This window comes from Maridesulfovibrio ferrireducens (assembly GCF_016342405.1).
Classification (GTDB): domain Bacteria; phylum Desulfobacterota; class Desulfovibrionia; order Desulfovibrionales; family Desulfovibrionaceae; genus Maridesulfovibrio; species Maridesulfovibrio ferrireducens_A.
On sequence record NZ_JAEINN010000013.1, the window covers coordinates 65,984 to 81,543 of the forward strand.

Consider the following 15,560-nt stretch of genomic DNA (forward strand, 5'->3'; position numbering starts at 1 on the left):
ATGGTTCTCAAAAGTGTATCATTCACAGATTTGATTCTTCATGAAAGCGGCGAAGCCTTCATGAAGGGGTGTGATAATTGCGACCAGAAGCTTGTTCCTTGTGAAGAAGACACCAAAAAAGAAATTCAAATGCTGCATGGGGAAGTCCTCAAAGTACATGAAGAAAGTGGACGGCACACTTTCAGAATTAAGCACGAAGATATCGGTTACAGAGTTGCGCTCTATGAGGGTGTTGTTTGGGGCAGTGGGAAAGTTTTCTTCCTGCGCAGGATTCAAGAAAAGGTTTCTGCCTTCACGAAACTGGGATTACCTGAAGCTCTTTCAGAATGGCTTCTAAATTCAAACCAGAGTAAAGGGCTTGTTCTTTTTACCGGTGCGCAAGCCTCTGGAAAAACCTTCAGTGCTTCATCACTTGTAGCAACACGGCTCTCAACTCTTGGAGGCCATGCCGTCAGTTTTGAAAACCCTGCGGAAATGCCTTTGGATGGGAAGCATGGAGATTTCGGATTCTGCTTTCAAGCCGAGATTGATCATGAAGAGGATCTGGCTGAAGCCATCGAACGCTCGCACCGTTTCGCCTCTCCTAACATCATATATATAGGAGAAATCCGCAGCAAACACGCAGCAAGTGAAGCCTTACGCGTCTGCCTCGGCTCCGATCAACAAATAGTTGTGGCCACACTGCATGGCTTCGATCTTGTAACGGCTCTTGAAAGGCTGGTCACTATGGCCCGCGAAATTGACGGAGATATTGCCAGTCAAAACCTTGCTCAAGGTCTTCTGGCAGTTGTCCATCAGCAACTTGAACATGTTGACGGAAAAACAGTTCTCCATGTCCCTCAGTTCCTGCTGGCTCCTTTTAATGAAAACTTCAAAGGACTCCGTGCAAAAATCAAGAACGGTGAACTGGCGGGATTACAGGAGGAAATGCGGGAACAAAGAAACCGCATTCAATTCGGAGGGCTGGAAGCATTATGCAAGGACTAGCTGTTCTATTTTGCCTTCTCGGAGCCATAGCTCTGGCCAGTCCGGAAACGGTCACCCCGAGAAACTCACCCAAGGCTGAGTCTATAGCTGTAAATTACGCAATCTATCGCAATGCGGTGAATAACTTTGTGACAAGCAATTCATCAATAACAACAGGTGAAGTTCCCGTTTCTAATCTATCAATTCCAACCGGTTGGAAACCCATGCGTGCATGGGCCAACCGGATGGATAATGGAAATTGCTACGTGTGGGGATCTGTGCAGGGAAACGAATCTGAAGAAATCAGAAAGCTTTTCATGGGAAGTTTTGCCATCGGAGTTAAACGGAACGGTTTTCTGGCCAACGCTCACGGAGCGGACACCGCACTGCCGTCTTTCATTCCTGAAAACAGCATTGTCAGTGTCATCACCCAGTAGGAGATAGTTATGAAAGCTAATCGTAAAAACAAACAGGCCGGCTTCGGGCTTTTAGATGTACTGGCTGGGCTTACTATTTTCATGCTTATGCTTCCCATGCTTGCCGACATGATGGACCGGGGCGTGGAATCGATCAAACAGCACAATGTCAGCTCCCATTTATCTAGCGTAATGGATGCTGCGTCCTCATATGCCAAAGAAAATTATGCTGGACTGATAACATCTTCAACCGCGACCGGAGCAACTCAAATCACCATGGATCAGCTTCGAACAGGCGATTTTCTGTCTTCCGGTTTTAAAAATCTGAACGGATGGGGTCAACAATATGGAATATATGTGCTTGAACCAACCGTAGGCGATCTGCAAGTTTTAGTGCTGACATATGGCGGCCGCACTCATTCAGAAAAAAACAAAAAATTCAGCGCAGCCATTGTTCCTGCCACTGCCGCCATGATCGGGGGTGCAGGTGGTTACATTCCTGTTGGAGACCTTCCGGGACAAAGTGTAACCGAGCTCAGAGGTTCTTACGGTGGTTGGACTGTAAATTTAGCATCAACAAATATCCCCATTCCTGCCGCCGGACATATCGGAGGAAGAGCTTTCCTGCGTGAAGAGGATATCGGAAAAGATTTTCTCTATCGCGTTGAAGTTCCCGGTCATCCTGAATTGAATGAAATGTCCACCGAGCTGGATATGACCGATCACGCCATTGAAGGTGTGAAGGAAATCAAATTTGAAGAACACACTCTTGCGGATATTGACACAACTGGATTCTGCAACGATGCGGATAAAAATGGACGAGTGTTTCTTGATCCGGCTGTAGGTCTTTACGTCTGCCGCAACGGTCAGCCCGAAGTCATCGCCGACACCGGCAATTCTCAATTCCTCAAAGGATCAACCATTGCGGTTGATGGCGAACTTATTCCCAAACCTATCTGCCCCACCGGAATTACTTCCGATCCTCAGATCTTTGTGGCTCCTTCAATCTTTGCTGAAGGACCAATTTCAAAAGCTATTGTAGCGGTTCAGTCGTGGGCCACTGACGTTGGAGACAACTGGCAGGTCCATTTACGCATTCGCACCGCTGACACAGGGGATACATGGATAACACCTCCTGCTGGATACGGAAAAGTCATGGTCCTCACAACTTGTAATTAAAGGAGAAAGTCATGGAATTAACACTCAATATTATATCTAAATATCTTTTCCTTTTTCTGCTTCTTCTCTTCGTTTCCGTGCATTCCTCCGCAATCGCAGGAGACGCAACAAGCTTTGATCCTACAAGTGTCGCCGTTGAACCGAAAGCAATCAGCGGCGTACCCATTGGCGGCGTTATCCCATGGACATCCGGAACTGTTCCCGAAGGTTTTCTTGAATGCAACGGTCAATCCACCTCCGGCTACGCAGACCTTGCGGCAATAGTCGGCAGTACTGTTCCGGATCTCCGAGGAGAATTTATTAGAGGATGGGATCACGGCAAAGGGACTGATAGTAGTCGAAGTATTTTAAGCAGCCAGACCGATGCGATGAAAAGTCACACGCATCAGACTACAATAACTGTTTCTTTTAACTCTGTCGGAGTAAATATTCCTGTTCTATCAGCTAGTACAGGGTCAAAAGACATTGGTTTAGTTCATGCCGCAAACGCTAAAGCAAGCGGTTCCTATAAAGCCTATCTTTCCGGATCTGGAACAGGAACCGGCACATCCACTACTGCCGGAAGTGGAACAGAAAGCCGCCCTCGCAACATATCCATGATGTATATCATCAAGGCTGAATAGGAATCTATCATGTCAGATTCTCCTAACAGCCTCACCCGCCCGATCAAAGGGACTAAAAGTGGCAACAGAATTGTCTACTTAGGCATTGCCGTTGCTACTATTTTAGTCCTTGTGTTTGTCTATTCACTCTCTCAGTCCGGCAAAAAAAGTGACAGCGTTGAAACTGGAAAAGCGGCTAATATCGACACTGACCTTAAGCAACCATTGACTGCTCCTGAAAACCTCGGGATATCCACACCTCCTCAAGAAAAAGAAAAGGAGCCTGAAACTCAGCCATTAACTGAAAAACCTCTGATAACCGTCATCCGTCCAGCAGAACCTTCAGAAGCTGCGAAACAACGCGTAAAAGAGTTGTTGGAAGTGCGGACATTCAAACTGGAAAGAATGAAAGCCGCTCTTGCCGCTCCGCTCAAAATTCAAACGGCCATGCCGGATAAAAATGAACGGAAAGTCATACAAACATCCTTTGATGATGTTCGCGCAAGGCATCCTCTAAACGCGCCCGGAGTAACAACAGGTATTCCAGTAGAGCCCAATGATCAGCAGGAAAAAGAAGAATTTCTTAATTCCCGCGCCGCCAAGGACGGTTCCTGGCAACTGCCTTACGAGCGTGTTCCAGGCAGGAGATTTGAACTTAAAACAGGCTCCGTCATCACCGGCATAATGATCTCCGGAATTAATTCTGATCTCCCCGGTCAAATAATTGGGCAGGTCAGCAAGAATATTTATGACACTGCAAGTGGAACATACATGCTTATCCCTCAAGGCTCGCGAATGATCGGGGTCTATGATTCACGGGTAGCTGTAGGTCAATCCAGAGTTCTGGTTGCATGGAATCGCATAATCTTTCCTGACGGGTCTTCCATCACTCTCGGGGTTATGCCCGGTACTGATATCGGAGGTTACGCCGGTTATTCAGGAGATGTGGACAACCATTACCTGAAAACATTCGGTTCGGCTGCCATCATGAGTTTGATCAGCGGCGGTACGGCCTATGCCATGGACTCTTTCAACAAGAGTTCTTCTTCAAACCAAACTCCAACTCTACAAGATGAACTCGGATCAGCTGTTGCCAGCCAATTGGGACAATCAACCCTTCAGTTACTCCAAATGAATGTGAAGCTGAAGCCGGCAATATCCACCGAACCGGGCAAGAGATTCAACATGGTTGTCACCAAAGATATTGTTTTTGCACGCCCATACCTCCCGTATAGGAGCCAGTAATGAATGATCAATATGGACTCGGTGAAAACCTAAAGAAAAGTAAAATATGGTTGCTCTACTTACTCTTTATGATCGCAGTTACCCTAATAGCTATGAGCTATGCGACCCAGCATACAGCAGAACTATATGGGCATCATAAAGCTCTGGGAAATACGGTCTATAAACAATTTTACTGGCCGTGGATGATTGTAATCTGGTTTCAAAAACTTTCCTCAAGCAAAAGTTTGAATCACATTCTTGCGATCGCTCAGATTATATTTATCGGGCCGCAAGTTGTTGTACTCGGCATTGCTCAGCTCTTCACGAGAAAACCTGAAGGAATCAGCGATATTCATGGAACGGCTCACTGGGCAAGCAAAAAGGAAATCACCAAAGCAGGATTACTTCAAAACACCGGCGTTTATGTTGGCGGCTGGCAGAACAAGGAGGTTCTTCACTACCTGCGTCACGATGGTCCAGAACATATTATGGCCTTCGCCCCGACTCGGTCAGGTAAGGGTGTTGGTCTTGTTTTGCCAACTCTGCTTTCATGGGATGAGAGTTCCATTATTTTAGACATCAAGGGTGAAAACTATGCGTTAACTTCCGGATGGAGAAAAGCTCAAGGACATAAAGTTCTGAAATTTGATCCAACCGATGCCACCCAAAATTCTACAAGATATAATCCGTTGGCCGAAATAAGACTTGATGGACCTCATGCCATTCCCGATGCCCAGAATGTTGCCAACATGATCGTTGACCCTGACGGTAAAGGACTCAAGGACTATTGGAATAAAGCGGCATTCGGATTTTTAGGCGGAACAATTCTTCATTGCATGATTTTATGCAGGATCAATGAAAATAGGCATGCCACTCTCAACGATCTTTCTTTGATGCTTGCTGATGAAGACAAAGAAATGACTGAACTTTTTGAAGAAATGCTGAATACAGATCATGTCACCTATCTAGACATGCTCTTTGATACTAAAATGGATGAATTAGCGGTCAAGGCTGTGAAGCAATTCATATCCTCTGCTGCCCGCGAAATGCTGAACAAAGCCGGCGCAGAACTTTCAGGGGTTGTTTCCACTGCTGTGGCCAACATGGCTCTTTACCGTGATCCCGTTGTTGCATGGGCCACTTCCGGTTGTGATTTCCGCATTTCCGATCTCATGAATTTTGAAAAACCTGTTTCACTTTATCTTGTGATCAGACCTTCAGACATCGACCGCCTTCGCCCTCTTATCCGACTTATTCTGAACATTGTCCTGCGCCGCCTCACAGAAAACATGGAATTTGAAGACGGAGCAGCAAAGGCAACATATAAGCACCGACTGTTGCTTATGCTTGATGAATTTCCCGCTCTGGGACGCATGGAAATTTTTGAACGCGCTCTGGCCTTCATGGCAGGCTACGGAATCAAGGCCTACATCATTACGCAGGATCTCACCCAGCTTCAATCTGCATATGGCAAAGAAGAATCCATAATGAGTAACTGCCATATCAGAATTGCATATGCTCCAAACAAGATTGAAACAGCGCAGGCTCTATCAAAAATGACAGGGGAAGCGACGGTCATCCAGAAAAAGACCTCACTTTCGGGAAGTAGATCAGGGCATCTTGGCAGAGCCAGTGTAAGCATTTCAGAAGTTAAACGCAGTTTGCTCACACCGGATGAATGTATGCGCCTCCCCGGTGCAGAAAAAGAAAACGGAAAAATCATTCGTCCCGGTGACATGCTCATCTTTCCAGCCGGATTTGCGCCAATCTACGGCAAGCAAATTCTTTTCTTTCTTGATCCTGAATTTCTGAAAAGGGCCAAGATTACAGCCCCTGACAAGTCAGACATTCTCGCTGAAATTGTTCCCTGCAAAGAAAAGCCTGCAAAGGCAGATACTCAAGCTAAAACCGAAGCCGACCGCAAAGAACTCGACGACCTCATTGAAGAGACAGAAGTCCATGAAGAATGCTGACATTACAAAATTACTCCCAGTGCGTTTCCCGCGTGAAGCGTGCAGGACTTGCCCTAACTGCGCCACTTGGATGGCCAGTTACGGTTCCAGAAAAACAGGCCGCCCCGGTTGTCCGCTCTGTCATGGAGACGGACGGGTTCCGTATATGTACCTGCCCCCTGAACGAGTCTCCGGCCGGAAGCTTATCGTGATCGAGCAAGGAAACACCCCAGTGCTTATGCCTCTGTTCGGAGAGTGCAAAGAACCGGGAAAACATAGAGCTATGAAAATGGGCTCACAAGTCCGCTGCCCAGGCTGCGATGACCTTTGCGTAATGCCTGAAAATATTCAAGCCGGCGATTTGATTACAACTGACCTTAGTAAAAAAAGGAGGAGCCATGAATTTTATCCCCTCAAAGCCGCTCTCTGATCTGGCAAAAACACCTCTGAAAATTTATCTGGCATGCCCGTACACACATCCTGATCCGGAAGTACGAACGAGCCGCTATGAAGCTGTAAATATTGCCGCTGCAAAAATCATTGTCGCTGGTCATATCGTTTATTCCCCTATCTCACATTCACACGGAATCACGAATACAGGATTGCCCATGGACTGGACTTTCTGGAAACGCATTGATCAGGAATTTATACGCTGGGCAGATCAGGTGTGGGTTCTTAAACTCGAAGGTTGGGAACAATCGCACGGGATTGGGGCTGAACTTGAATTAGCCGCAAATGAATTCAAGGTAGTCAGATTTGTTTCTCCAGAACATTGCAACGTATCCTCTTTCTAAGGAATCAGGTTCTGACATGACTTCAACGGCACGGGAATACTACCCACCAAATGGTTCTGATACCAATGGTGATCGACATCAGAAACATGCTGATACCGATCACCTGAAAAAGCTTATGCGCCGTGACATAGCCGCTTTTTACAATGGGCTCTCCGGAACTGGCAGAAGAATACTTGCCGCCCTTATTAAGTCTGCTCCGGCAATGGATGCACCGTATTCTATTGTCATTTCCAGCCTTCAATATGCGGCAAGATGCAGTAAATTAAGCGTGCTAAGAACCTTTCCTAAAGGTGAAGAAGCAGGACTTTTCTGTAGAGAAATAAACAGCTCTGGACGCAGGCACGGGACAGTAATCACTCTTTATAAAGAACGCTGCGAGTACTTCATTAGCCTGTTCAAACATGAATACGGCCTGCTCGCTGATACCGATCATGATTGGTATCAGGGGCAAAATGTTACCAAAGGTGATCGGTATCAACCTAACTTTAGTAACAGCCAGAAACATAGCTCTAAAAGTAAAGGTTCCGCACTGGCTATATTGAATTATTCTGACAGAATTGATGCTCTGTTTTCCCGTCTATCCGATCAGGGTAAACGAGTGTTTGGTATCATCTGCTCATACTCAAAAGAAGCGGCGCAAGACGAAATAGGTCTTGTAATTCAGGCAATTGCCAGAGATGCCGCTTGCAGTGAAGTCACTGCTCGCAGGGTTATTAAACACGGCCATGAAGCTGGAATTTATTCTAAAAGAGTCCACGAACGCGGCCCGCGCTTTGGTATCATTCTGCAATTAAATAATGAGCCTATTGCACGCATTCAGGAGCTTTTAAAATCCTACCCACCACATTTTGATACCAATGCTGATCGGTATCAAACAGGTGTTACCAATCATGACCGGTATCATGATCGCAATGATACCAATCTTGATACCAAAGGTGATCGGTATCATGTTACCAATGCTGATTCATTAGCAAAACAGCCCGTTATCCCTTGTATTTCAAGCCTTAACACAAATCAGAATCACTCTTTTGATACCAAAGGTGATCGGTATCAAAATCCACCCTTCTTAGATAGACAGATAAAAAATCTATCTAGTTCTGAAGAATCTGAAGAGGAAAAATGGACGCGCCGGTTGTTATCAATCAGCCGCGATGATTTTCAAATCCTCTGGCCAAGACTGCACAGTGAAAGATTCGGTCCGGATCAGATCCGCCAGATCGTCGAACACCGGCTTTCTTTCGGTGAAACAATCCTCGACATCGAAGAATCTCTGCACGCAGCGCACTGGGAACTTGAAAAGGGAACCTTCCCTGAAGCCCGTAAAGGAATCTGCAACTATCTATTCGCAACCCTGAAATCAAAAGGAACATGGCGCAGGCCTGTTGGATTTTTAACCCCGAATGAACAAGCTCTTGCAAATGCAAAGAAAGCCGATAACACCCGCGCTGAACTGAAAAATATTGAAAAGCAGAAAATTGAAAAGGCCGAACAAGATATACAAAATCAGGATTTTGAAAGCTGGCTTAACTCGCTGGATGATTCGGAAATTGAATCCATTGACTCAAAGTGCCCCCTGAATACCAACAGTGAAACGGCTAAACGCAGTTGGCGTAAGACTTACTGGACCAAGAATGTTCAAAAGGTCGCAGCGTGAAAAATCTCGTCCTGACTCTTTTCTTCTGCCATAGCGTGGCAATCATTTTTCTCATTCACGAGGTTGGCTACCGCGTCAATTTCACTGAATCCATGCCCTGTGGTATTTATCAAATTGTTCCTGGCAAGCCTGCAAAAGGTAATCTGGTTACTTTCAGCCTCAGTGAAGACAATCCATATTTTCAAATTTCGCTTGATCGTAAATATTTAGGGCTAAACACAAACAGTCCTCTCCTAAAAATCCTGACTGGAACCACAGGCGACAATATAAAAATTTCAAGCACAGGCGTGTCTGTGAATGACATGTTGCTCCCACGCAGCAGACAGAAACGATCTGACAACTACGGAAGACAACTTCCAGCCCTACTTCATTCGACAATTATCCCCACTGCAAAAGGTCTAGTCATGTCCACTCATAACGAAAACAGCTTCGACGGCCGTTACTTCGGACTGGTGGACGTGAACCAAATGCAGAGGGTCATTCCCGTTTTAACCCTTAAAGAAGGAAAGTCTCATGACTAGATCACCCAGCTTTATCGAAAAACTTAAAGCACACTTTGCTGATTTTAATGAAAACAGAAAATTTATGAAAGAATTCAGAAAAGAAAACAGAAAAAAAAGATGGAAAGAAAATCCCATCGATTTTTTGCAAGACTACTTATTCATTGCTTTTTGCCTTGGAGCCCTTCTCACCATACTTTTTATAGCATGCGGCTTCAGGTTATCCCTCTATGATTCTATACCGAGAGGAATATATAAAATTTCCTCCGAAACACCCAAAAAAGGCGATGCTGTTTTAGTCTCATTATGCCGATGTAATGACTATTACCCTTTACATGACAGAGCCTATACACAAGGAAATTTCGTTCGATATTTTGCAGCTCATGCTGGTGATAATATTAGCATTTCAAACGAAGGAATTAGTATAAATTCAAAATTATGGGCGAACTCAAAAATCAATAAAAAAGATTCTCACAATCGCGAGATGTTTTCTCTCTTACATTCTGGAACAATTCCCAAAGGTAAAGCTCTTCTCCTTGCCAAAGACTATGAGAGTTCATTTGATTCTAGATTTTTTGGCTTAGTTCCTATTCATATTCTTCAAAAATTCATTCCTATTTTCACCTTTTAATCAGGAGGAGAAACCTATCATGGAATACTCCTGCCCGAAATGTGGACGCAAATTAGCCCACTTATCGCCAACCAATGAAAAAGAATCCCGCTGGATTTGCGACAGCTATCCGGCTTGTGAATACTGGACATCAACACCGGAAGATAAAGTTGATGACTTCACTGATGTCGCACAAACAAAGGAATAATTATGCGCTTATTTATCGCAGAAAAAAAAGATGTAGCTGAGGCAATCTCGATAGCTTTAGGTGGTCCGTCAAGACCTTCCGAAGCTTCATTTTTTGTAAATGGAGATCATATCACTTGGTTATGGGGCCATGTTCTCCGATTAACTGACCCGGAAGAACATAACGAACAGTTCAAAAAATGGTCCCTCAGAGTGCTGCCAATGGACTGGCCTATCAGCTATGCGCCGGAAGACAGACATATCGGGCACCTCAAAAAAGTAATTGAACTGGCCACCCAAGCCACTGAACTGGTCAACGCAGGTGATCCTGATCCTGAAGGTCAGAGGCTGGTTGATGAAGTCATCGAGTACGCAGGACTTGAAGGGAAACCAATTAAAAGAATTCTGATTAATGACAACAACGGCCCTGCAATTCTCAAGGCTATTGAGAACATTGAGGACAACGAAAAATACAGAGGGCTGTCCATGTCAGCATTGGCGCGAGCAGTGTGCGACCAGCGTTATGGATATAACCTCACGCGCTGCTATACCCTCAAGGCTCGTGAAAAAGGTTATGACGGAGTACTTTCTGTAGGACGTGTTCAGACTCCCATCCTTGGACTTGTGGTAGCGCGTGATCGTGCTCATGATGCACATCAAAAACAAGCCTTTCACAATATTAAAGCCCAGATTGAAATGCAGGACAGTAGCAGCATGTCCATAACGGCTGATTATTTGCCGACAGAAAGTGACCCTGTAGATGAAAAAGGCCGTATCATTGATAGCGTCTTTGCCAGAAAAATTGTGAATGACATTCAAGGTCAGCCCGTTTCAATCTTGTCTGTAGAGTCAGTTAATCGTAAAAACGAACCGCCTCAGCCATATAATTTGCTGGCTCTCCAAGCTGATGCAGCAGGACTATGGAACTATAAGCCTAAAAAAGTCCTTGAAATCACACAAAGGCTTCGCGATCGCTACAAGGCTATCACATACAATCGCAGTGACTGCCGTTTCTTAAATGACGAACGGCATTCTGAAGCTCCCGGCTTACTGAAAGCTCTTTCATCCGCGTTTGGAGAAATGGCGGAATACGCTAATCCAAATATAAAAAGTAAAGCTTTCAATTCAAAAAAAGTCGGAGCGCATCACGCCATCATTCCCACAATGAACGTGCCGAACCTTAAGAAGTTATCCGAAGATGAGCGCCGAATTTATGAACTGATAACAAAACTCTATATTGCCCAATTTTATCCTCCGGCAGAATTTACAACTACAAAAACACAACTGGAAATCGCCGGTCATAACTTTCTAGCTGAAGGTAGATTCAACACATCTTCAGGCTGGCGAGTTTTAAATGAGGCAGACCTCAAAGATTTTGAAAAGGCTGAAAAACAACAAGAACTGCATAAACTGCAAAAATCTGATTCCGGCATAGTAGAATATGCTGAAAGCATAAAAACTTTCACCAAACCGCCGGCACTCTATTCCATGAAAACCTTGCTTAAGGATCTGACCGGAGTGGCCAAGTATGTGACTGACCCTGAAATCAAAAAACTGCTCTTAGACAAGGACAGCGACAAACAGGAGGAAGCCGGCGGAATCGGAACACCGGCCACAAGGGATTCACACATAGACACCCTTTTTAAACGCTCTTTTCTCGCAGAGAAAGGCAAGCATATCATCAGCACCGACATCGGACGTAGCTTCCATGATGCGCTGCCCGGTTTCGCAGTCAAGCCGGACATGACCGCCCTCTGGCATGAAAAACAAAAAATGATTGAAGCCGGAAAGCTGGACTACAAAGAACTGATTGCTGAAGTAGACAAATCCGTTGCTGTCGAGATTGAGCGCGTTCTGAAAAACGGTCTAAACCTCGACATTAAAAGCGATGCAATCCAATGCCCCAAATGCAAGAAAGGAATCCTTAAACTCAGAAAAGGCCCAAAAGGAAAATTCTGGGGTTGCTCTGCCTATCCGGAATGCAATGCAATTGTTCAAGACAAATCCGGCAAACCCAACATCACAGCTAAGCCTGCTAAAAAATTTACCGCATCATCAGAGCACTTTTGCCCGGACTGCGGCAAAGGGCTCGTGCGGCATCCGGCAAAAAAACAAGGAATATTCTGGTGGGGATGCAGTGGTTATCCTGGATGTAAATTCATGGCTTATGATGAAGACCACAAACCAAAACTGGAGAAGAAGTAATGCCAATTAACTTAGAATTACGTGAATGTCCTTGGTGCGGAGCTCACGACAAAAGATTTCTTCACAATCATCACGCACAGTCTACCGTAAGTTATCATCATCGGGATCATTATTATATCCAATGCCTAAACTGCCATGCCCAGGGACCGGCGGGGAATACCGCTGCAGAAGCTGTTGAACTCTGGCACACCCTGAAAAGAGGAAAAGAAAAAAGTTATCTACAAGAATTTATACAAGTTGCACACTTCGTGTTGGAACTGTTGGATGATGAGCTATATGACTTTAATGTTCATATATTAGAGCCTCGCACTTCGCCTTCTAAAACTCCCGAAATAACCAAGTTGTTAGAGACGTATTATACACTTGAAGAAAAATTATGGGATAATTTACCTGATCGAAGCAAAGCTGAGGAAGATGCTCAAACAACTCGCAGGTGGCTTTGCTACCTCATTGATCAACGTTTTTCAGGTGAATTTTCAGATCAGTATCCAACTTTCCCTCAAACATGGGAACAACATTTACCCAGAACCCCTGAACTATTGGAGTTACTACAGCAAGCAGCACTAAAACTTAGTATGAACAACCAACAGTCCTTACTTACTACCCAAATAGACGAAGTTTTGGACAAATATGAGAACGCGAGAAAGAAAATTAAAAACAAAACCCTCTAACCACGGAGTAAAAAACATGTCCGACAAAGACGAAATCAAAAAACGTCTAGACGAACAAGCGCAGCAAATCGACAGGGATTTAACTGAAAATCCCGGTGCAGCGCTTGAAGTTGACCCGGAGCTTGCGGAACACATGGGAGCCTTTGAGGAAGACGCGATTTCCCTTGAAGAAGCCGAAGACGCTTCCTTTGATCCGTTTGACGCTGAAGAAGACCCTGAACCGGAGGAATGATGCCATGGCAAAAGCTAAAACACCATACTATCAAAAATTCGCCGAAGATATCATTGAGAAACTGAAAGAAGGTACTGCCCCCTGGCAACGACCGTGGAAACCGGGCGAATATCAGCCGGCCTTCAACCCTGTTTCCGGAACCGTCTATCGAGGCATTAATCAAGTCATGCTTGGAACAGACGGACTGAACGACCCCAGATTCATGACTTACAAACAAGCGGAATCTCAGGGTTGGCAGGTCAGTAAGGGGTCAAAGTCCAGAACCATTGTCTTCTGGCAAATGTCGCAGATCAACGTGGTTAAAGATGATAAAAACAAGCCGGTTCGTGATGAAGAAGGGAAAATACTGACTGAACAAGTTCAATTGTCAAAACCGATCCTGCGCTTTTCAAATGTATTCCACGCCAGCCAGATTGAAGGAATACCAGAATGGGATGGCCGGAAAATATCATGGAATCCAGACGAACGAGCTGAATCCATTCTGCAAAATTCCGGTGCAAGTATCACTCATGACCAGCGCAACCGGGCTTTTTACGGGCTATCAACCGACGAGATTCACCTCCCGCCGCATGCCGCCTTTGAAAGCTCCGATAGATATTACAGCACAGCTTTGCACGAACTCGGACACTGGACAGGTCACGAATCAAGGTTGGACCGTGAATTCGGGCCGTTCGGATCAGAAATATATGCCAAAGAAGAGTTGCGCGCGGAAATAGCAAGCTGGATGCTCAGCTCAGAGCTTGGGCTGGGCCATGATCCGGATCAGCACCTCAGTTACGTGGAGAACTGGGTAAAAGTCCTTGAAAAAGATCCCTTTGAAATTGTCCGGGCCTGCCAGAGTGCGGATAAAATAAAGAACTATACTCTGGACTTTGAAAAAGAGCGCAGCATGGAAAAAACCAAGGAGCAAGGCATGAACATGTCCGCACCTGACAAAGCAAAACTTGAACAGCGAGAATCAATGTCTGGAGTTCCGAAAGACGGGAAAACATACCTTGAAGTCCCCTTCTCAAAAAAAGAAGAAGTTAAAAAACATGGGGCTAAATGGGATAAAGACAAAAAAATGTGGTTTGCTCCGGAAGGAACCGATCTTGAAAAATTGTCCCAATGGATTCCCGACAGCAAAACCATTGCCCCGCAAAAGGAAAACGTAAAACAGGAGAAAGAGACAAACTCAGCAAAGAATCTCGCTACTGAAAAAACTTATCTTAATGTGCCCTACAAGGAAAAATGGCAGGCCAAAAAGCTCGGCGCACGCTGGGACAAATCTGCAAAACTCTGGTTTGCAGCCACCGGAACCGATCTGGAACAACTGTCCAAATGGATACCAAAAGACAAAGCCATTGTGCCGGCAACAAACGCTGAGCAGGAATTTGCAAAGGCTATTCAGGAAGCCGGTCTTGATCTTCAGGGCGAGCTGCCCATCATGGACGGCAATCTGTACCGTGTGCCGGTCATTGACGGAAAATTCAACTCCAAAGATGGAACCTACAAAGGATATCTTGACGGCCACCCTGCCGGATTCATCCAGAACCACAAGACCGGCCTTAAAATGAACTGGAAAGCTGAAGGTCATACTCTTACCGATGAACAAAAAGCAGAGTTAAAGGCTCAGGCTGCCCAGACAAGGCTGGAAAGAGAAAAAGCAATTAAAGAGCAGTATGCAAACGCCGCCACTCTTTCAAAAGAGAAATGGGAGAAAATTATTAAACCGGCAAATAAGGAACATCCTTATCTCAGTAAAAAAGGAGTTCCAAGATACGGACTCAAAGAGGACAAGTTCGGCAATCTAGTTATTCCCGGTAAAGATGTGGACGGAAATATTCGCACTCTTCAAACGATCTCACCGAATGGTAAATTCTTTGAAAAGAATGCGCAAAAAGCCGGAACATTCCATATCATTGATCCAGAAAATAAGCTCAAAAATGGCAACCCGATTCTCATAGCCGAAGGCTATGCCACCGCCGCCAGCGTTCATATGGCAACGGGTAATCCCGTAGCTTCCGCCTTTGATGCCTCAAATCTTGAGCCGGTCGCAAAAGCTCTCCATGAGAAGTACCCGCAAAGCAAAATTATGCTCATGGCGGACAATGATTACCATCTTATAGAAAATGTGGGCGTGAAAAAAGCTGAAGCCGCAGCAAAAGCAGTAAACGGAATAGTCTTGATTCCAAAGTTCTCGGAGCAGGAACGCACCCAAAAACTAACTGATTTTAATGATCTACATAAATCCAGTGGATTGGATGCGGTAAAGAAACAACTCTCCGGAATATTCAAAACACCTAAAAAAAATATCCAGAAAAAAGCATCAACTCCGGCAATGGCAATGTAATTTAACAAGCGGGATCTGAGGGGGGCCGTTTAAACCT

At 45.1% G+C, this 15,560-nt stretch carries 16 protein-coding genes; all 16 read left to right on the forward strand.

What is annotated here, in order from left to right; translation table 11 throughout:
- Genes JEY82_RS14255 through JEY82_RS14330 form a run of 16 tightly spaced genes read left to right on the forward strand, consistent with a single transcriptional unit; the run spans position 1 to position 15,523 of the window.
- The gene (locus JEY82_RS14255) at positions 1-987 is read left to right on the forward strand and encodes an ATPase, T2SS/T4P/T4SS family (protein WP_304086668.1); all 987 of its coding nucleotides are present in this window, start codon (positions 1-3) and stop codon (positions 985-987) included.
- Positions 975-1,403, forward strand: coding sequence for a type IV pilus biogenesis protein PilM (gene pilM / locus JEY82_RS14260; RefSeq protein WP_304086670.1), 429 nt, complete (start codon positions 975-977; stop codon positions 1,401-1,403). Before JEY82_RS14255 ends, pilM begins: the two co-directional genes overlap by 13 nt.
- A 9-nt stretch (positions 1,404-1,412) precedes the next feature.
- Positions 1,413-2,561 carry a shufflon system plasmid conjugative transfer pilus tip adhesin PilV gene (gene pilV, locus JEY82_RS14265; RefSeq protein ID WP_304086673.1) on the forward strand — a complete coding sequence of 383 codons (1,149 nt, stop codon included), beginning with the start codon at positions 1,413-1,415 and terminating at the stop codon, positions 2,559-2,561.
- An 11-nt stretch (positions 2,562-2,572) separates the two neighbouring features.
- Entirely contained in the window at positions 2,573-3,184 is a 612-nt protein-coding gene (locus JEY82_RS14270; protein WP_304086676.1) for a phage tail protein, read from the forward strand.
- A gap of 9 nt (positions 3,185-3,193) precedes the next feature.
- Positions 3,194-4,408, forward strand: a complete 1,215-nt coding sequence (locus tag JEY82_RS14275; protein ID WP_304086678.1) for a TrbI/VirB10 family protein — start codon at positions 3,194-3,196, stop codon at positions 4,406-4,408.
- Positions 4,408-6,360 (forward strand): type IV secretory system conjugative DNA transfer family protein, encoded by a 1,953-nt coding sequence (locus JEY82_RS14280; RefSeq protein ID WP_304086681.1) that lies wholly within the window; start codon positions 4,408-4,410, stop codon positions 6,358-6,360. The genes JEY82_RS14275 and JEY82_RS14280 overlap by 1 nt, the downstream gene beginning before the upstream one ends.
- Complete coding sequence (locus tag JEY82_RS14285) at positions 6,347-6,769, forward strand: hypothetical protein (RefSeq protein WP_304086684.1); 423 nt, start codon at positions 6,347-6,349, stop codon at positions 6,767-6,769. Before JEY82_RS14280 ends, JEY82_RS14285 begins: the two co-directional genes overlap by 14 nt.
- On the forward strand, positions 6,738-7,133 hold the full coding sequence (locus tag JEY82_RS14290; protein ID WP_304086687.1) for a DUF1937 family protein: 396 nt from the start codon (positions 6,738-6,740) through the stop codon (positions 7,131-7,133). Before JEY82_RS14285 ends, JEY82_RS14290 begins: the two co-directional genes overlap by 32 nt.
- A complete protein-coding gene (locus JEY82_RS14295; RefSeq protein ID WP_304086690.1) occupies positions 7,096-8,787 on the forward strand; it encodes a hypothetical protein in 1,692 nt (563 codons plus the stop codon). Before JEY82_RS14290 ends, JEY82_RS14295 begins: the two co-directional genes overlap by 38 nt.
- Positions 8,784-9,308, forward strand: a complete 525-nt coding sequence (traF, locus tag JEY82_RS14300; protein WP_304086694.1) for a conjugative transfer signal peptidase TraF — start codon at positions 8,784-8,786, stop codon at positions 9,306-9,308. Before JEY82_RS14295 ends, traF begins: the two co-directional genes overlap by 4 nt.
- The gene (locus JEY82_RS14305; protein WP_304086697.1) at positions 9,301-9,918 is read left to right on the forward strand and encodes a S26 family signal peptidase; all 618 of its coding nucleotides are present in this window, start codon (positions 9,301-9,303) and stop codon (positions 9,916-9,918) included. Before traF ends, JEY82_RS14305 begins: the two co-directional genes overlap by 8 nt.
- 19 nt (positions 9,919-9,937) lie before the next feature.
- Entirely contained in the window at positions 9,938-10,105 is a 168-nt protein-coding gene (locus JEY82_RS14310) for a hypothetical protein (RefSeq protein ID WP_304086700.1), read from the forward strand.
- Between the two features lie 2 nt (positions 10,106-10,107).
- Positions 10,108-12,288, forward strand: a complete 2,181-nt coding sequence (locus JEY82_RS14315; RefSeq protein ID WP_304086703.1) for a DNA topoisomerase — start codon at positions 10,108-10,110, stop codon at positions 12,286-12,288.
- Positions 12,288-12,959, forward strand: a complete 672-nt coding sequence (locus JEY82_RS14320; protein WP_304086705.1) for a Lar family restriction alleviation protein — start codon at positions 12,288-12,290, stop codon at positions 12,957-12,959. The genes JEY82_RS14315 and JEY82_RS14320 overlap by 1 nt, the downstream gene beginning before the upstream one ends.
- A gap of 16 nt (positions 12,960-12,975) precedes the next feature.
- Positions 12,976-13,191 (forward strand): hypothetical protein, encoded by a 216-nt coding sequence (locus JEY82_RS14325; protein ID WP_304086708.1) that lies wholly within the window; start codon positions 12,976-12,978, stop codon positions 13,189-13,191.
- Between the two features lie 4 nt (positions 13,192-13,195).
- Positions 13,196-15,523: a zincin-like metallopeptidase domain-containing protein gene (locus JEY82_RS14330; RefSeq protein ID WP_304086711.1), complete on the forward strand. Its 2,328-nt coding sequence runs from the start codon at positions 13,196-13,198 to the stop codon at positions 15,521-15,523.
- Positions 15,524-15,560 lie beyond the last annotated feature (37 nt).